Source organism: Pseudomonas marginalis (assembly GCF_900105325.1).
GTDB lineage: Bacteria > Pseudomonadota > Gammaproteobacteria > Pseudomonadales > Pseudomonadaceae > Aquipseudomonas > Aquipseudomonas marginalis.
Genome location: NZ_FNSU01000003.1, coordinates 2,472,350 through 2,486,044, shown reverse-complemented (window position 1 = coordinate 2,486,044; position 13,695 = coordinate 2,472,350). Strand labels below are relative to the sequence as shown.

Annotated in this window: 13 protein-coding genes; 5 read left to right on the top strand and 8 right to left on the bottom strand. The window is 63.6% G+C overall.

From position 1 onward, the window contains the following. Positions 1-236: 236 nt before the first annotated feature. From dsbG to dsbD, 3 genes are read right to left on the bottom strand one after another with little or no spacing between them, the layout of a single operon-like run. A complete protein-coding gene (gene dsbG, locus BLW22_RS20675; protein WP_065948620.1) occupies positions 237-998 on the bottom strand; it encodes a thiol:disulfide interchange protein DsbG in 762 nt (253 codons plus the stop codon). Continuing rightward, the gene (locus BLW22_RS20670) at positions 974-1,825 is read right to left on the bottom strand and encodes a TlpA disulfide reductase family protein (RefSeq protein ID WP_065927226.1); all 852 of its coding nucleotides are present in this window, start codon (positions 1,823-1,825) and stop codon (positions 974-976) included. The genes dsbG and BLW22_RS20670 overlap by 25 nt, the downstream gene beginning before the upstream one ends. Beyond that, on the bottom strand, positions 1,825-3,552 hold the full coding sequence (gene dsbD, locus BLW22_RS20665; protein WP_074847395.1) for a protein-disulfide reductase DsbD: 1,728 nt from the start codon (positions 3,550-3,552) through the stop codon (positions 1,825-1,827). Before dsbD ends, BLW22_RS20670 begins: the two co-directional genes overlap by 1 nt. Before the next feature lie 176 nt (positions 3,553-3,728). Between dsbD and BLW22_RS20660 the strand changes: the two genes are divergently transcribed. From BLW22_RS20660 to BLW22_RS20640, 5 genes are all read left to right on the top strand, one after another. Then, a complete protein-coding gene (locus tag BLW22_RS20660) occupies positions 3,729-4,409 on the top strand; it encodes a response regulator (RefSeq protein ID WP_065927228.1) in 681 nt (226 codons plus the stop codon). After that, positions 4,406-5,728, top strand: a complete 1,323-nt coding sequence (locus BLW22_RS20655; RefSeq protein WP_065927229.1) for an ATP-binding protein — start codon at positions 4,406-4,408, stop codon at positions 5,726-5,728. Before BLW22_RS20660 ends, BLW22_RS20655 begins: the two co-directional genes overlap by 4 nt. A 123-nt stretch (positions 5,729-5,851) precedes the next feature. Next, positions 5,852-6,619 carry an N-acetylmuramoyl-L-alanine amidase gene (locus tag BLW22_RS20650; RefSeq protein ID WP_065927230.1) on the top strand — a complete coding sequence of 256 codons (768 nt, stop codon included), beginning with the start codon at positions 5,852-5,854 and terminating at the stop codon, positions 6,617-6,619. A gap of 166 nt (positions 6,620-6,785) precedes the next feature. After that, positions 6,786-8,180, top strand: coding sequence for an aspartate aminotransferase family protein (locus BLW22_RS20645; protein WP_065927231.1), 1,395 nt, complete (start codon positions 6,786-6,788; stop codon positions 8,178-8,180). Positions 8,181-8,262: 82 nt separating this feature from the next. Next, a complete protein-coding gene (locus tag BLW22_RS20640) occupies positions 8,263-8,484 on the top strand; it encodes an MbtH family protein (RefSeq protein ID WP_027603905.1) in 222 nt (73 codons plus the stop codon). Between the two features lie 263 nt (positions 8,485-8,747). Here the strand turns inward: BLW22_RS20640 and BLW22_RS20635 are convergent, their stop codons facing one another. The 5 genes from BLW22_RS20635 to minE form a co-directional block, all read right to left on the bottom strand. After that, positions 8,748-10,913, bottom strand: a complete 2,166-nt coding sequence (locus BLW22_RS20635) for a mechanosensitive ion channel family protein (RefSeq protein WP_065927232.1) — start codon at positions 10,911-10,913, stop codon at positions 8,748-8,750. A gap of 52 nt (positions 10,914-10,965) precedes the next feature. Then, on the bottom strand, positions 10,966-11,133 hold the full coding sequence (locus tag BLW22_RS34925) for a hypothetical protein (RefSeq protein WP_162494268.1): 168 nt from the start codon (positions 11,131-11,133) through the stop codon (positions 10,966-10,968). A 167-nt stretch (positions 11,134-11,300) separates the two neighbouring features. After that, positions 11,301-12,590 carry a M18 family aminopeptidase gene (locus BLW22_RS20630; protein WP_027603907.1) on the bottom strand — a complete coding sequence of 430 codons (1,290 nt, stop codon included), beginning with the start codon at positions 12,588-12,590 and terminating at the stop codon, positions 11,301-11,303. Positions 12,591-12,706: 116 nt separating this feature from the next. Further along, positions 12,707-13,342, bottom strand: a complete 636-nt coding sequence (locus BLW22_RS20625; RefSeq protein ID WP_027603908.1) for an RluA family pseudouridine synthase — start codon at positions 13,340-13,342, stop codon at positions 12,707-12,709. Positions 13,343-13,438: 96 nt separating this feature from the next. Further along, complete coding sequence (minE, locus tag BLW22_RS20620; RefSeq protein WP_003175252.1) at positions 13,439-13,693, bottom strand: cell division topological specificity factor MinE; 255 nt, start codon at positions 13,691-13,693, stop codon at positions 13,439-13,441. Positions 13,694-13,695 lie beyond the last annotated feature (2 nt).

Genomic DNA, 13,695 nt, shown 5'->3' with positions numbered 1-13,695 from the left:
TAACTCTGTGGTGAGCGGGCTTGCCCCGCGCTGGGTTGCGAAGCAGCCCCAAAACCTTCACCTCGATTGATTCTGGCACTCTGCGGTGACCTTATTGGGGCCGCTTCGCAGCCCAGCGCGGGCGGTGCGACGATTCGACAAGCCCGCTCACTACAGAAGCCTAATTGCCATAAATTCCGTATTCACTGAAAGTTGCGTAGATACCCATGCCCCGATGGCGTCAGACCAGGCGCCGCTTACTTCGGCCCCATAATCTTCGCCAACTTCTCCGGCGACGGCGCCCCTTGCTGTTGCTGCAAGCCGCCCTTGTCATCCAGGTAGAAAATCGCCGGCGTCGCCGACAGTTCCAGCTCATCCATCAACTTCATATTGGCATCGAGCTTGGCTTCGATGTCCGCCGGAATCTTGGCCAGCGCCTGCAATTTGCTGCCCTTGCCGGCGGCTTCATGTTCTTCCAGGGCCTTTTGCGGGTCCTTGGCGGCGAACAGGGCGGCCGACTTGGCGGCGCTGTCTTCGCGGATGATGCCGACCATGATGTGGCGCAACTGCACCTTGCCGGCTTTTACCCATGGCCGCGCCTGTTCCCAGAACATGTTGCAGTACGGGCAGTTGGGGTCGCTGAACAGGTAGACGACGCGCGGGGCGTTTTTGTCGCCGTCCTGGATCCAGCTGCTTTTTTCCATTTTGGCCCAGACTTCCTTGGCCATCGGCGCGTACACCAGTTTTTCCAGGGGCGCGCTGCTCAGGTCATTGCCCTGGGCGTCGTACAGGTTGCCGGCGATCACGCTCTTGCCGTCGGCGGTCAGGTACAGCGCCATGCCGCGGTTCTGGTATTGCGCGGCGTAGCCGGTGAGGCCGCTGGGGGCGTCGAACTTGCCGAGGATTTTGGCGCCTTTGGCTTCGATCTGTTTGATCGGTGCCGGCCAGTCTTCGGCCTGGGCCAGGGTGGCCGCCAGCGTCAGCGGCAGCAGGGTCAGCAGGTGGCGGAGGCGAGGCATGTCGGTTTCCTTGTGGCGGCAGGGGCGGTGTCGAAGGGTTCCATGGCACGGGCCAGGCTGGCCTGGGACAACTCGCCCAGGTGGCTGTTGATCAGGCGCCCGTCGGCTTGGTAGAACAGCGTGGTGGGCAGGGCCATGGAGCCCACGGCCTGGCCGAGGCGGCCGCTGGCGTCGAACAACACGTTGTCGAGGGTCAGGCCTTGGGTGGCGAGGAAGGTGCTGACGCTTTGCATGCTTTCGGCCTGGTTGACGAACAGGAAGGTCACGTCGGGGCGCATGCGCTGGGCGTTTTCCAGCACCGGCATTTCGCGGCGGCACGGCGGGCACCAGGTGGCCCACAGGTTGATCACCAGCGGGCCGCCCTGGTAATCCGCCAGTTGCACCACTTCGCCATTGGCGTTGCGCAAGGTGATGTCCGGCAGGCGTGTGCCTTTTTCATACACGCTCAAGGACAGGCTGGTCATGCCCCAGAACACCAGCCCGGTGATGACCCCGGCGCTCAGGGGCTTGCGCAGCGCCGGGCGACGCCAGCCATAGAGCAGTGCACCGAGGATCAGGGCGACGATACCGGGCCAGGCGAGAAAACCGCCGTCGCGCAGGTCGACCATCTGCAGCCAGTCGTTGCTGTAGTAACTCCAGTACATCAGCACGAAGCTGACGCGGGCCGCCAGCATGCCCAGCAGGAACAGGCTGAACAGCACCGATTCCGGATTTTCACCGCCACGCTTGGCCACGCGCCAACCCACCAGGGTGGCGAGAATCAACGCGCTGATCAGCAGGATGTGATTCAGGGCGATGGCGAAGGTGCCGATGGTCAGGGTCAGCATCAGAGGGCGTCCCGGGCTTGAGTCCAGCGTTGCAGGAAAGCGGCGGCATCCACTTCGCCGGTGATGCGCTGGGCGCGGCGTTCCTCACCGTCAGGGCCGATCCACACGAAGCTGGGCGGCCCCGGCACCTGGTAGCGGCCCAGCAGTGCGCGGCTGGCGGCATTGTCGGCGGTGACGTCGAGGCGTAGCAGGCGTACATCCTTCAGCGCGTCGAGCACTGCGGGTTTGCCGAACACCTGTTTTTCCATGATCTTGCACGACACGCACCAGTCGGCGTAGTAGTCCAGCAGTACCCATTGGCCCTGGGCCTTGGCGCTGTCGAGCTGGCCTTGCAGCACGCCGGGGTCATTGATGGTCATGAAGGCTTCGTGGGCGGTGGGTGCGGCGGTGGTCCGCGAGCCACTGTAGACCTTCAACGGTTGCCACAGGTCGTCGCTGCCACCCGCCGCACCCACCAGCAGCAGGCCGCCCCACACCCCCAGGACCACGGAACCGGCGCCGAACAGCATGGCGACCCGCCCGAAATCCTGGGCCAGGCGCCAGCCGCAATAGGCCATGGACATGGCCAGCACGCCCCACAGGCCGAGCCACAGGCTTTCGTCGATCACCGGGCGAATCATCAGCACGGCGGTGGCCAGGAACAGGAAGCCGAAGATGCCCTTGAGCACATTCATCCAGGTGCCCGGCTTGGGCAGGAAACGGTTGCCCACGGTCACCAGCAACAGCAGCGGCACGCCAATGCCGATGCCCATGGCGAACAGGATCAGGCCGCCGTGCAGGGCATTGCCGCTCTGGGCGATGTACAGCAATGCACCGGCCAGGGGCGCGGTCATGCACGGCCCCACCAGCAGGCCGGACAGCGCGCCGAGCACCCCGGCGCCGACCAGGCTGCCGCCGCTCTGGTTGCGGCTGACGTTATCCAGGCGATCGCGCAAGGCCACGGGCAGTTGCAGTTCGAAGAAGCCGAACATCGGCAGGGCGAGGATCACGAACAAGGCGGCGAAGCTGCCGAGGATCCACGGGGTTTGCAACAGCGCTGCGAGGTTGGCGCCGAGCAGGGCGGCGAGTACACCGAGCGCCGCATACACCAGCGCCATGCACACCACGTAGCTGCCGGCCAGGGCAAAGCCGCGACGCGGGCTGGCGCCACTGCCCACCACCAGGCCGGCGAGGATCGGCAGCATCGGCAACGAACACGGGGCAAACGCCAGCAGCAGGCCCAGGCCGAAGAACACCAGCAGGCTCCAGCCCAGGCTGCGTTGTTGCAGGCCGCTGGCCAGGCTCTGGTCCTGGGCTTCGGCGGTGGCCGCAACGGCGGGGTTGCCGCCCAGGTCTACGCTGATCGACTGCGGCGGATAGCACAGCCCCGCATCGGCGCAGCCCTGCCAGCCGAGCTTGACCTGGCCGGTGGTACCGGCGGGAATCTTCACTTCCAGGCCCTGGCGATACACTTCCTGCTCGCCAAAGAACTCGTCGCTATGGGCTTCGCCTTGCGGCAGCACGGGCTTTTCGGCCAGGCCATCGAACTTCATGCGCTGCTTGTACAGGTAATAACCGTCGGCAATCTGCCAATACAGCTGGGTCTCGCCACTTTCAAGACGTTCGGAGGTAAAGGTGAAGGCCTTGCCCACCGGGAGGAAATCGGCTTTGGTCTCAAACGGATTGCCCGGCGCGGCCTGGGCGAACCCCGCGAATAACACCAGCAGAAAGGTAAACAGATGCCGCATGGTCAAGCCTTAGTTCGATGCAAGTGAGGCACACAATGTGTGGCGTTGATTAACCGATGATTAACCGGGCGCTATTCTAAAGTGTAGGGATTATCTGAGCTTGCATCTTTTCACGGCATAATCTGCGCTTAATCCGTTGCACTTTTAATCCCCCCATCTTTCATGAAGGGTTCAGCATGCACGTACTGGTCTGTGAAGACGACGAACTGATCGCCAGCGGCATCGTGGCCGGCCTCGGTGCCCAGGGCTTTACAGTCGAGCGCGTGGCCACGGCTGCCGCTGCGCGCGCGATGCTCAAGGCGGCGACCTTCGACATCATGGTGCTCGACCTCGGCCTGCCCGACGAAGACGGCCTCAAGCTGCTGCAACAGCTGCGCAGCCAGGGCCTGGAGATTCCGGTGCTGATCCTTACCGCGCGGGACTCGGTGACCAACCGCGTCGACGGCCTGCAAGCCGGTGCCGATGACTACCTGCTCAAACCCTTCGACCTGCGCGAATTGGCCGCACGCCTGCAAACCCTGCTGCGCCGGATGGCGGGGCGCAGCGTCAACCTGATCGAGCACGGCCGGCTGACCTACGACCCGAGCAGTCGCGAAACCCTGTTGGGCGGCCAGCCGGTGGACCTGTCCCGACGTGAACAGGCGCTGTTGCAGGCGCTGTTGCACAACAAGGGCCGGGTGCTGTCCAGCGAGCAACTCAAGGACAGCGTCTACGGCTTCAACGATGAACTGGAAAGCAACGCCCTCAACGTGCATATCCATCACCTGCGGCGCAAGTTGGGCAATGGCATCGTCGAGACCGTACGCGGCCTGGGTTATCGCCTCGGCCCGGCAGATGATGGAGAGAACGCTTCGTGAAAAGCCTGCGCCTGCGCCTGACGTTCAAGCTCGGCGCCGCGTTTGTGCTGATCTGGGCCCTGGCGGCGGCCTGGATGCTTAACGACCTGCGCAACCAGATGATGTTTTCCCTCGACCAGCGCCTGGTGGCGTCGGCGCGCATGGTGGCGGGCCTGACCGAGCAGATGCCGGGCCTGGCCAGTGTCAGCGGCGGCGCGCATTTCAGTGCCGAGCAACTGAATGTGCCGGGGGGCATGGCCTGCCAGGTCAGCTCCTTGCGCGGGGAAATCCTCGCCCGCAGCCATACCACGCCGGATGAGGGCCTGGAGTCGCGCAAGAGCGGCTTTCGTGACCAAGTCATCGATGGCGTAGGATGGCGCAGTTTTACCCTGTCCCGTGGCGACCTGTTGATCACCACCGCCGACCGCCAGGTGGAGCGCGAGGCGCTGAACCTGTCGATCCTGCTCGCCGCCTCGGTGCCGGTGGGCGTGGCGATGCTCGGTTGCCTGTGCCTGTTGTGGCTGGGCATCGGCCAGAGCCTGCTGCCGCTCAACCGCATGCGTGACGCGCTGATGCGCCGCAGTGCCGATTCCCTCGAACCGTTGCAGATCCACCCATTGCCCAGCGAACTCAAGCCGCTGCTCGACACCCAGAACCAACTGCTGCAACGCATCGCCAAGACCATCGAGCGCGAACGCCGCCTCACCGGCGACGCCGCCCACGAGCTGCGCAGCCCGCTGACGGCGATCAAGACCCACCTGCAAGTGGCGCGCATGACCGAGGGCGCGGCCCGCGACCAATCCCTGGCCCACGCCGAGGAGGGCGCCGACCGCTTGCATCGCACCCTGGAGCAATTGCTGCTGTTGGCGCGGGTGGAAGGCAGCCTGTCATTCGACGATGGCTTGCAGTCCAGCGCCGAGGAAGTCGCGCGGCTGGCGATCCAGGACGCGAATGCCGGCGATAATGGGCGTATCGACCTGAACCTGGCGGACAACCTCAGCGAAACCCCGGTGGACATGCCGGTGGGCCTGGCGGTCGCGGCCCTGCGCAACCTGCTGGACAACGCCCTGCGCCATACACCCGCAGACACACGGGTGGAGCTCAGTGTGTTCACCGCCGCCGATCACGTGATCTTCCGCGTGCGCGACCACGGCAAGCAGATCTCCCCCGAAGACCTGCAATACCTCACCCAACGCTTCTGGCGCAATGGCAACAGCGAGGGCTGTGGCCTGGGCCTGGCGATCGTGCAGGCGATCGTGCAGCGCTGTTCCTGCTCGTTGACGTTCGATAGCCAGGTGGATGGCCTGCGCGTTGACCTGGGCATGCCGTTGCGACGCTGACCGCGTTTTTTCACAAGCCAAATAGTTACCGCCCGCTTGAAGTGCAAGCCTTCAGGATGGCGGTAATTTTTTTGCGCTTGAACGGGCCGAAAGACTCGGCCTGTATTGAAAAGGACGGTTCTTATGTTGGTCATCGATACCAGTTTCCCCGCCAGGGATTTCAACGAACGTCACGGCGAACCCGTGCGGCAGGTGATCCTGCATTACACCGCGGCGCCGTTCGCCTCCTCCTTGCGCACCCTGACCCGGAACGGGGTCAGCGCGCATTACCTGCTGCCAGATCCCCATGAGCCCGGCTACCGCGCCGCCGGGTATGACGAGTTGCGCGTGTTTCGCCTGGTGCACGAAAACCAGCGCGCCTGGCATGCCGGGGCGAGTCACTGGGCGGGGCGCGATAACCTCAACAGTCGGGCGATCGGCATCGAGATTGTCAACCTGGCCCGGGATGACGGGGGCGTATTCACCTTTCCAGCGTACGGCCAGGAGCAGGTGGCGGTGTTGATTGCATTGCTTCGCGACATCCTTGGGCGTTACCCGCAGATCGGGCCGGCCGACATTCTCGGGCACTCGGACGTGGCGTACTGGCGCAAGAGCGATCCGGGACCGCGCCTGCCGTGGCGCGGTTTGTTCGAGGCGGGAGTCGGGGCGTGGTTCGACGAGTCGACGCGGGCCATGTACCAGCGCCGGTTTTGTGTCGGGCTGCCGCCTGAAGTGGAGGTGGAGCGGGCATTTCAGCGCTATGGCTATAAGCCGGCGCAGAATCGCCAGGCGTTCGAGCAGCGCACCCGGGCGTTTCAGATGCACTTTCGGGCGCGGGATTATTGTGGTGTGTTGGATGCCGAGACCTGCGCGATCCTGTATGCCCTGAATGAAAAGTACCGCGGACTGTAAAGCCCGGCATATTTGGATCTTCATGCATCAGTTACCGACAACAGCCCCTAAATCCGATTGAAGCTGGTGCGTTTCCAGAACAGGAAATCCGTGCGCATGCCCTTGGGCCAGACGCCAACGGATCGGCAGTTTGGTCACCATCATCCGCGTATTGAGGGATCGAGAGATGTCAGTCGCTACCAGCCGTATCGAAGATACCCAGGTGCATGAAACGCTTTATCAGTTCGACGAAAGCCCGCTGCTGGCCCGCCAGCGCCAGCAGGAATCCAACGCCCGCAGTTACCCACGGCGCATTCCCCTGGCGCTCAAGCGCGCCAAGGGGATCTACGTGGAAGACGTGGAGGGCCGCAGTTTCATCGATTGCCTGGCCGGCGCCGGCACCCTGGCGTTGGGGCACAACCACCCGGTGGTGATCCAGGCCATCCAGCAAGTGCTGAGCGACGAACTGCCGTTGCACACCCTGGACCTGACCACTCCGGTCAAGGACCAGTTTGTGCAGGACCTGTTCGGCCTGCTGCCGGCGGAGCTGGCGCGGGAAGCCAAGATCCAGTTCTGCGGCCCCACCGGTACCGATGCCGTGGAAGCAGCATTGAAATTGGTGCGTACTGCCACGGGGCGCAGCACGGTGCTGTCGTTCCAGGGCGGTTATCACGGCATGAGCCAGGGCGCGTTGAGCCTGATGGGCAGCCTGGGGCCGAAAAAACCCTTGGGTGCCTTGCTCGGCAATGGCGTGCAGTTTTTGCCATTCCCTTACGACTACCGTTGCCCGTTCGGTCTCGGCGGCGCAGAAGGCGTGCGGGTCAACCTGCATTACCTGGAAAACCTGCTCAACGACCCGGAAGCCGGGGTGTTGCTGCCGGCGGCGGTGATTGTCGAGGTGGTGCAGGGCGAGGGCGGGGTGATCCCGGCCGATCTCGACTGGCTGCGCGGCCTGCGGCGCATCACCGCGCAGGCCGGCGTGGCGTTGATCGTCGATGAGATCCAGAGCGGTTTCGGCCGTACCGGCAAGATGTTTGCCTTCGAACACGCCGGCATCATTCCGGATGTGGTGGTGATGTCCAAGGCCATCGGCGGCAGCCTGCCGTTGGCGGTGGTGGTGTATCGCGACTGGCTCGACACCTGGCTGCCGGGCGCCCATGCCGGGACATTCCGTGGCAATCAGATGGCCATGGCGGCCGGTTCGGCGGTGATGCGCTACCTCAAGGAGCACGACCTGGCCGGCCATGCGACCGTCATGGGCGAGCGCCTGGGCGAACACCTGCGCATCCTGCAGCGTGACTACCCGCACCTGGGGGATATTCGCGGGCGCGGGCTGATGCTCGGTGTGGAACTGGTGGACCCGGACGGCGCCCTGGATATCCAGGGCCACCCGCCGGTGCATCGCCAGCTGGCACCGCTGGTACAGCGTGAATGCCTCAAGCGCGGCCTGATCCTCGAGCTGGGCGGCCGGCATGGCAGCGTGGTGCGCTTCCTGCCGCCACTGGTGATCACCGCCGCCGAGATCGACCGCGTGGCCGAGATCTTCGGGCGCGCCCTGGCGGCAGCCGTCGCCAGCCTCTAATTTTTTGGCGTGTTGGTACGTTTCTACAGATATCAGCGCTGCGCATGGTGCGCAGCCAGCCTTTGAGCGATGGAGAACAGCAATGACCTCAGTATTTGACCGCGACGACATCCTGTTTCAGGTAGTGGTCAACCATGAAGAACAGTATTCCATCTGGCCCGACTACAAGGCCGTGCCGGAAGGCTGGCGCACCGTGGGCAAGAGCGGCCTGAAGAAAGAGTGCCTGGCCTACATCGAAGAAACCTGGACCGATATGCGTCCGTTGAGCCTGCGCCAGAAGATGGACGGCGCAACGCTGGCCTGACGCAAAACCTGCAGTAGGCCGGCTTGTCGTGGTGGGCGGGCCTGTTGTGGCGAGCGGGCTTTTTGTGGCAAGCGGGCTTGTTGTGGTGAGCGGGCTTGCCCCGCGCTGGGCTGCGAAGCAGCCCCAAAACCAGCCGCTGAGTTATGTCTGATACACCGAGTGCTTCTTGAGTGGGGCTGCTTCGCAGCCCAGCGCGGGGCAAGCCCGCTCACCACAATAAGCTCACCACAAACCACAATAAGCTCATCACATTCGCCATGACCTTACGCGTTCTTGTCCTTCTCCAACCCCGCCGCAGCCCCCGTCACCACTTGCACACTCAAGCGCGGCGTGGCCAGGTCCAGACCGGCGTCATCCAGATGCCGCTTCAGTGACAGGTTGAACGCCCGCGACACTTCCCACTGCTTGATCGGCGCCGTCTTGAACCGCGCGCGCAGGATCGCACTGCCCGACTCGAAGCTTTCCACCCCCTGGATCTCCAGCGGCGACCAGATATTGCGGCGTTGCAGCGGATCGTTACGCATTTTCTGGCCGACATCGCGCATCAGCTTGATCGCATCGTCGATTTCCATGTTGTAGGGGATCGCCACCCGGAAGATTGCATAGCCGAACTCCCGCGAGTAGTTCTTGATGCTCTTGATCTCGCTGAACGGGATGGTGTGCACGATGCCGTCAATGTCGCGCAGGCGCACGGTACGGATGGTCAGGCCTTCGACGGTGCCGAGGTGGCCGCCGACGTCCACGTAGTCATCGATGGCCAGGGAGTCTTCGATGATGATGAACAGGCCGGTGATCAAGTCGGCCACCAGTGACTGCGCACCAAAACCGATGGCCAGGCCGATCACACCGGCACCGGCCAGCAGTGGCGTGACGTTCATGCCCATGTTCGCCAGGGCGACGATGGCGGCGATGATGAAGATGGTCACGAACAGCACGTTGCGGATCAGCGGCATCATGGTCTGCGCGCGGGCATTGGCCAGGCCTTTGCGCGAGCGGGTGAGGGCGTGATGGATGGCGGTGTCGCTGAGGATCCAGATCAACCAGGCAAATAGCAGCGTGCCGCCCAGGCCGAACAGCTTGACGCTGATTTCATGGCCGTCGCCTTCGGTAAAGCGGATCAGCGACAGGCCCCACACCCGCAGTCCCAGTTCGATAAACACCAGCCACACCACCAGGTGGGCGAGGGTGTAGACGAAGCTTTTCAGGCGTTCGGAGTACAGCGCATGGCGCTTGTGCCCACGCTGCGGCTTGAGCGCATGGCGCCGCACCAGGCCGTTGATCACCATGCACAACACCAGCAACACCGTGCACAACAGCGACTGGCGCAGGGCGGTGCTGGTGTCGCCGGCGGAGACGAACGTGGCGAACAGCGAGATGCCCACCAACAGCAAGGCGGGGATGTACCAGAAGGTGCCGATGATCTCGATGGTGTCGCTGAGGGCCCGGCGGGTCAGGCGGCGCGACAGGGGCTGGTTGCGGATCAGGTGGGCGATCGGCCGCCGGAAACGCAGGATGAACACGCCGGTGGACAGCGCGGCCATCACATTGGCGACCGTGGCCGCCGTGTGGGCCAGGTGTTGGCCGAGCGCAGCCACCAGCCGCGGGTCGCTCAAGGCTTCACCAAAGGCGGCAAAGCTGCCGATCCACCACAACGGGCGGAACGCCTGGTGGCGCAGGATATACAGCGCGCGGTGGCGGTGCGGGCCGTCGAGCAGGGAGAAGGCAATCACACAGATCGCCGAGAAACAGGTACCGACCACCAGCGCATAAGCCAGCACCATTGCCAGGGATTTGCCCAGGGACGAGGGCAGGGCGTAGCTCAGGTACACGGTGATCACCAGTGCGATCAGCCAGGGCCCCAATTTGCGCAGGGCGAAGCGCAGCATGTCCCAGGTACGCGGGTGTTGCGGCAACTCCTCGGGCAGGCCGAAGCGCTCGCGTACCCGGTGGCTCAGCCAGATCAACGCGGCTGCCAGCAGGCTCCATACCGCGAGAATCACTGCAAAGCCGAAAATGATCGGCAGCCATTCGCTGGCCGGCAGCATCAGTGCGCTGAGTTCGTCCTTGGCCAGGTCGATTTCATTCGACCAGCGCCCCAGCGGGCTGTCGGCGCCGGAGAACTGCTGCTCCAGGCCCGACAGCGTACTGCCGATCAGCCCGAGCACGCCTTGCTCGGCGGCTGGCTGGGCCTTCTGGGTAGCGGCGCGCAGCTTCTTCAAGTCGCTCAGCAACTGGGTGCGTTGCTGGTCGTTTTCCAGGGTCTTGATCACCTCGTCCAACGACTGCCCCAACGGCACGTCGGCCTGGGGTTGGGTCTTGGTGGTGCCGAGCAGCCCGGGCAGGCCCACCGCTTGGGCAGACGAGAGCGGCAGCAGCGTGAGCAGGGCGATCAGGAAACAGCAGGGCAGCGCAAACAGACGGGAAAGCACGAGGCGGTCAACCTTGGAAACGACGGGTTGAGCGAGTGTACGAGTGCAAGCGTCATTCGGCCAGTTTGGCGAGGATCTTGTACACCACGGTGCCCAGGATCAGCAGCATGCCGACCCACATGCCGAATACGCCGAGGGGCTTGTCGCGGAAGTTGAAGCCAACGGCGAGCATGATCATGCCGATCAGGATAGGGATAAGCATGGCGTGGAAAGAGGACATGGAGATCATGGGGCGACGGCCTTGTCGGAGTGGGAATACTGACAAGTCTAGGTCGGATTGCAGGAAATGCAGGTGATGCAGATCAGGTGGACGTAAACCAAATGTGGGGGGCAAGTGCGAATCGTCGCACCGCCCCTCCCACATGTTGACGACATCCATTCCTGGTCTTAGGGCAGGTCGTGGCTGGCGTAGAACGCGCCCAACACCTTCACCAGATGCGCCAGGTCATGGCTGCCGCACAGTTCACGAATGGAGTGCATGGCAAACGTCGGCAAACCGATATCCACCGTACGCACACCCAGGTGGCTGGCAGTGATCGGGCCGATGGTCGAGCCGCAGCCCATGTCGCTGCGCACCACAAAGCTCTGCACCGGCACTTCCTGGGCCATGCACAGGTGACGGAAGAACCCGGCGGTTTCGCTGTTGGTGGCGTAGCGCTGGTTGCTGTTGACCTTGATCACCGGGCCGGCATTGAGCTTGGGGCCGTGGTTGGCGTCGTGCTTGTCGGCGTAGTTCGGGTGTACGCCGTGGGCATTGTCGGCCGACACCAGCAGGGATTTCTGAATGGTGCGTACGAATTCATCACCTTCAGGCAACAGGCGACGCAGGGTCTGTTCCAGCATCGGGCCGTCGGCACCGCAGGCCGAGCAGGAACCGACTTCCTCGTGGTCGTTGCACACCAGCACGCAGGTTTCGTCGCTCTCGCTGGTGAGCAAGGCTTGCAGGCCGGCGTAGCACGACAGCAGGTTGTCGAGGCGCGCGCCGGCGATGAAGTCGCCATTGAGGCCGATGACGGCGGCGCTCTGGGTGTCATAGAAGCTCAACTCGTAGTCGAGCACCACATCGGCGTTCAGCCCATGCTCCCGTGCCAACTGCTCGGTGAGCACGGCACGGAAGTCCACGCGTTCATCACCGGCAAATTGCGCGAGGATCGGCGGCAATTCGGTCTGGGCATTGATCGCCCAGCCCTGGTTGGCTTCACGGTTCAGGTGAATGGCCAGGTTGGGGATGATGGCGATGGGCAGCTTAAAGTCGATCAGCTGGCTTTCGACCTTGCCGTCACGGCGGAAGGTGACGCGGCCGGCCAGGGACAGGTCGCGGTCGAACCACGGCGCCAGCAGCGCGCCGCCGTAGACTTCCACGCCGAGTTGCCAGAAGCCCTGGCGTTGCAGCTCAGGCTGGGGCTTGACCCGCAGGCACGGGCTGTCGGTATGGGCGCCGACCAGGCGAATCCCGCCTTGCAACGGCGAATGGCGGCCGAGCTTGAAGGCGATGATCGAGGAATCGTTGCGGGTCACGTAGTAGCGACCGTTGGCTTCGGTGGCCCAGGTCTCGCGCTCGTCGAGGCGCTGGAAACCGGCCGCTTCCAGGCGCTGGGCCAGGGCGGCGGTGGCATGAAAAGGAGTAGGGGAGGCCTTGAGGAAGTCGATCAGGCCTTGATTCAACGCTTCGCGCATAAATAGCTCCAGACAGCAATGCGCGGAGTTTACCGTTCGAGGGCGAGAAGTGCACAGAACAAATGTGGGAGGGGGCAAGTCGCACCGCCCGTCCCACATGTACTGTATTTACAGCTTTAGAAGGGAGCCGGGCACTCAAAGCGCAAGCGCTCGCCGCTTTGCGGGTGAGTGAAGCTCAGCATGCTCGCATGCAGGCACAGGCGCGGCCACGCAGCCAGGGCCTGTTCATGGGCATACAGACCGTCACCGAGCAACGGATGCCCGATGGACAGCATATGCACGCGCAACTGGTGCGACCTTCCGGTAATCGGCGTCAGCTCGACGCGGCACCAGTCGCCACACCGTTCCAGCACTTTCCAGAAGGTCAGCGCGTGCTTGCCGAACTCGTGGTCCACCACATGGCGGGGTTTGGTCGGCGGGTCATAGCGCAAGGGCAGGTCGATGCTGCCGCTGTCCAGTTCCGGCTGGCCCCAGGCCAAAGCGGTGTAGGCCTTTTCGGTTTCGCGGTCGTGAAACTGGCGGGACAGTTCGCGATGGGTATCGGCGTCCCGGGCCAGCAGGATGATCCCCGAGGTTTCCCAGTCCAGGCGATGGACGATGCGGGCTTCGGGGTAGCCGTTTTCCTGCAGGCGGGTGATCAGGCAGTCCTTGTTGTCATCGGCGCGGCCAGGCACCGAGAGCAACAGGGTCGGCTTGTTCACCACCAGGACAGCGTCGTCCTGATGCAGGATATGAATAGTGGACAGCGGCATTAAACAGCCTCGTAACAAACGCCAACGGCGGCTCGACCACCCGGTTCCCGCAAAGGGATCAAGGTGACCGAGCCGCCGTGGCGGCCGCCTGTTCGATCAACGATCAGGCAGGGTGATATTGAGTTCCAGAATCGAGCAGCTGCCGTCATTTTCCAGGGCGACATGCACGTCATCGTTGCCGATATTGACGTACTTGCGGATCACCTCCACCAGTTCCTTCTGCAAGGCCGGCAGGTAATCCGGGGTACTGCGTTGGCCGCGTTCGTGCGCCACGATGATCTGTAGACGCTCTTTCGCGACCGACGCGGTGCTTGGCTTTTTGTTGGCGCGAAAGAAGTCGAGAAATTTCATTG

What these genes read in the sequence shown, in the direction of transcription:
- dsbG (WP_065948620.1), bottom strand. Translation starts at nt 998, where the DNA reads ATGCCTCGCCTCCGCCACCTGCTGACCCTGCTGCCGCTGACGCTGGCG.
- BLW22_RS20670 (WP_065927226.1), bottom strand. Translation starts at nt 1,825, where the DNA reads ATGCTGACCCTGACCATCGGCACCTTCGCCATCGCCCTGAATCACATC.
- dsbD (WP_074847395.1), bottom strand. Translation starts at nt 3,552, where the DNA reads ATGCGGCATCTGTTTACCTTTCTGCTGGTGTTATTCGCGGGGTTCGCC.
- BLW22_RS20660 (WP_065927228.1), top strand. Translation starts at nt 3,729, where the DNA reads ATGCACGTACTGGTCTGTGAAGACGACGAACTGATCGCCAGCGGCATC.
- BLW22_RS20650 (WP_065927230.1), top strand. Translation starts at nt 5,852, where the DNA reads ATGTTGGTCATCGATACCAGTTTCCCCGCCAGGGATTTCAACGAACGT.
- BLW22_RS20645 (WP_065927231.1), top strand. Translation starts at nt 6,786, where the DNA reads ATGTCAGTCGCTACCAGCCGTATCGAAGATACCCAGGTGCATGAAACG.
- BLW22_RS20640 (WP_027603905.1), top strand. Translation starts at nt 8,263, where the DNA reads ATGACCTCAGTATTTGACCGCGACGACATCCTGTTTCAGGTAGTGGTC.
- BLW22_RS34925 (WP_162494268.1), bottom strand. Translation starts at nt 11,133, where the DNA reads ATGTCCTCTTTCCACGCCATGCTTATCCCTATCCTGATCGGCATGATC.
- BLW22_RS20630 (WP_027603907.1), bottom strand. Translation starts at nt 12,590, where the DNA reads ATGCGCGAAGCGTTGAATCAAGGCCTGATCGACTTCCTCAAGGCCTCC.
- BLW22_RS20625 (WP_027603908.1), bottom strand. Translation starts at nt 13,342, where the DNA reads ATGCCGCTGTCCACTATTCATATCCTGCATCAGGACGACGCTGTCCTG.
- minE (WP_003175252.1), bottom strand. Translation starts at nt 13,693, where the DNA reads ATGAAATTTCTCGACTTCTTTCGCGCCAACAAAAAGCCAAGCACCGCG.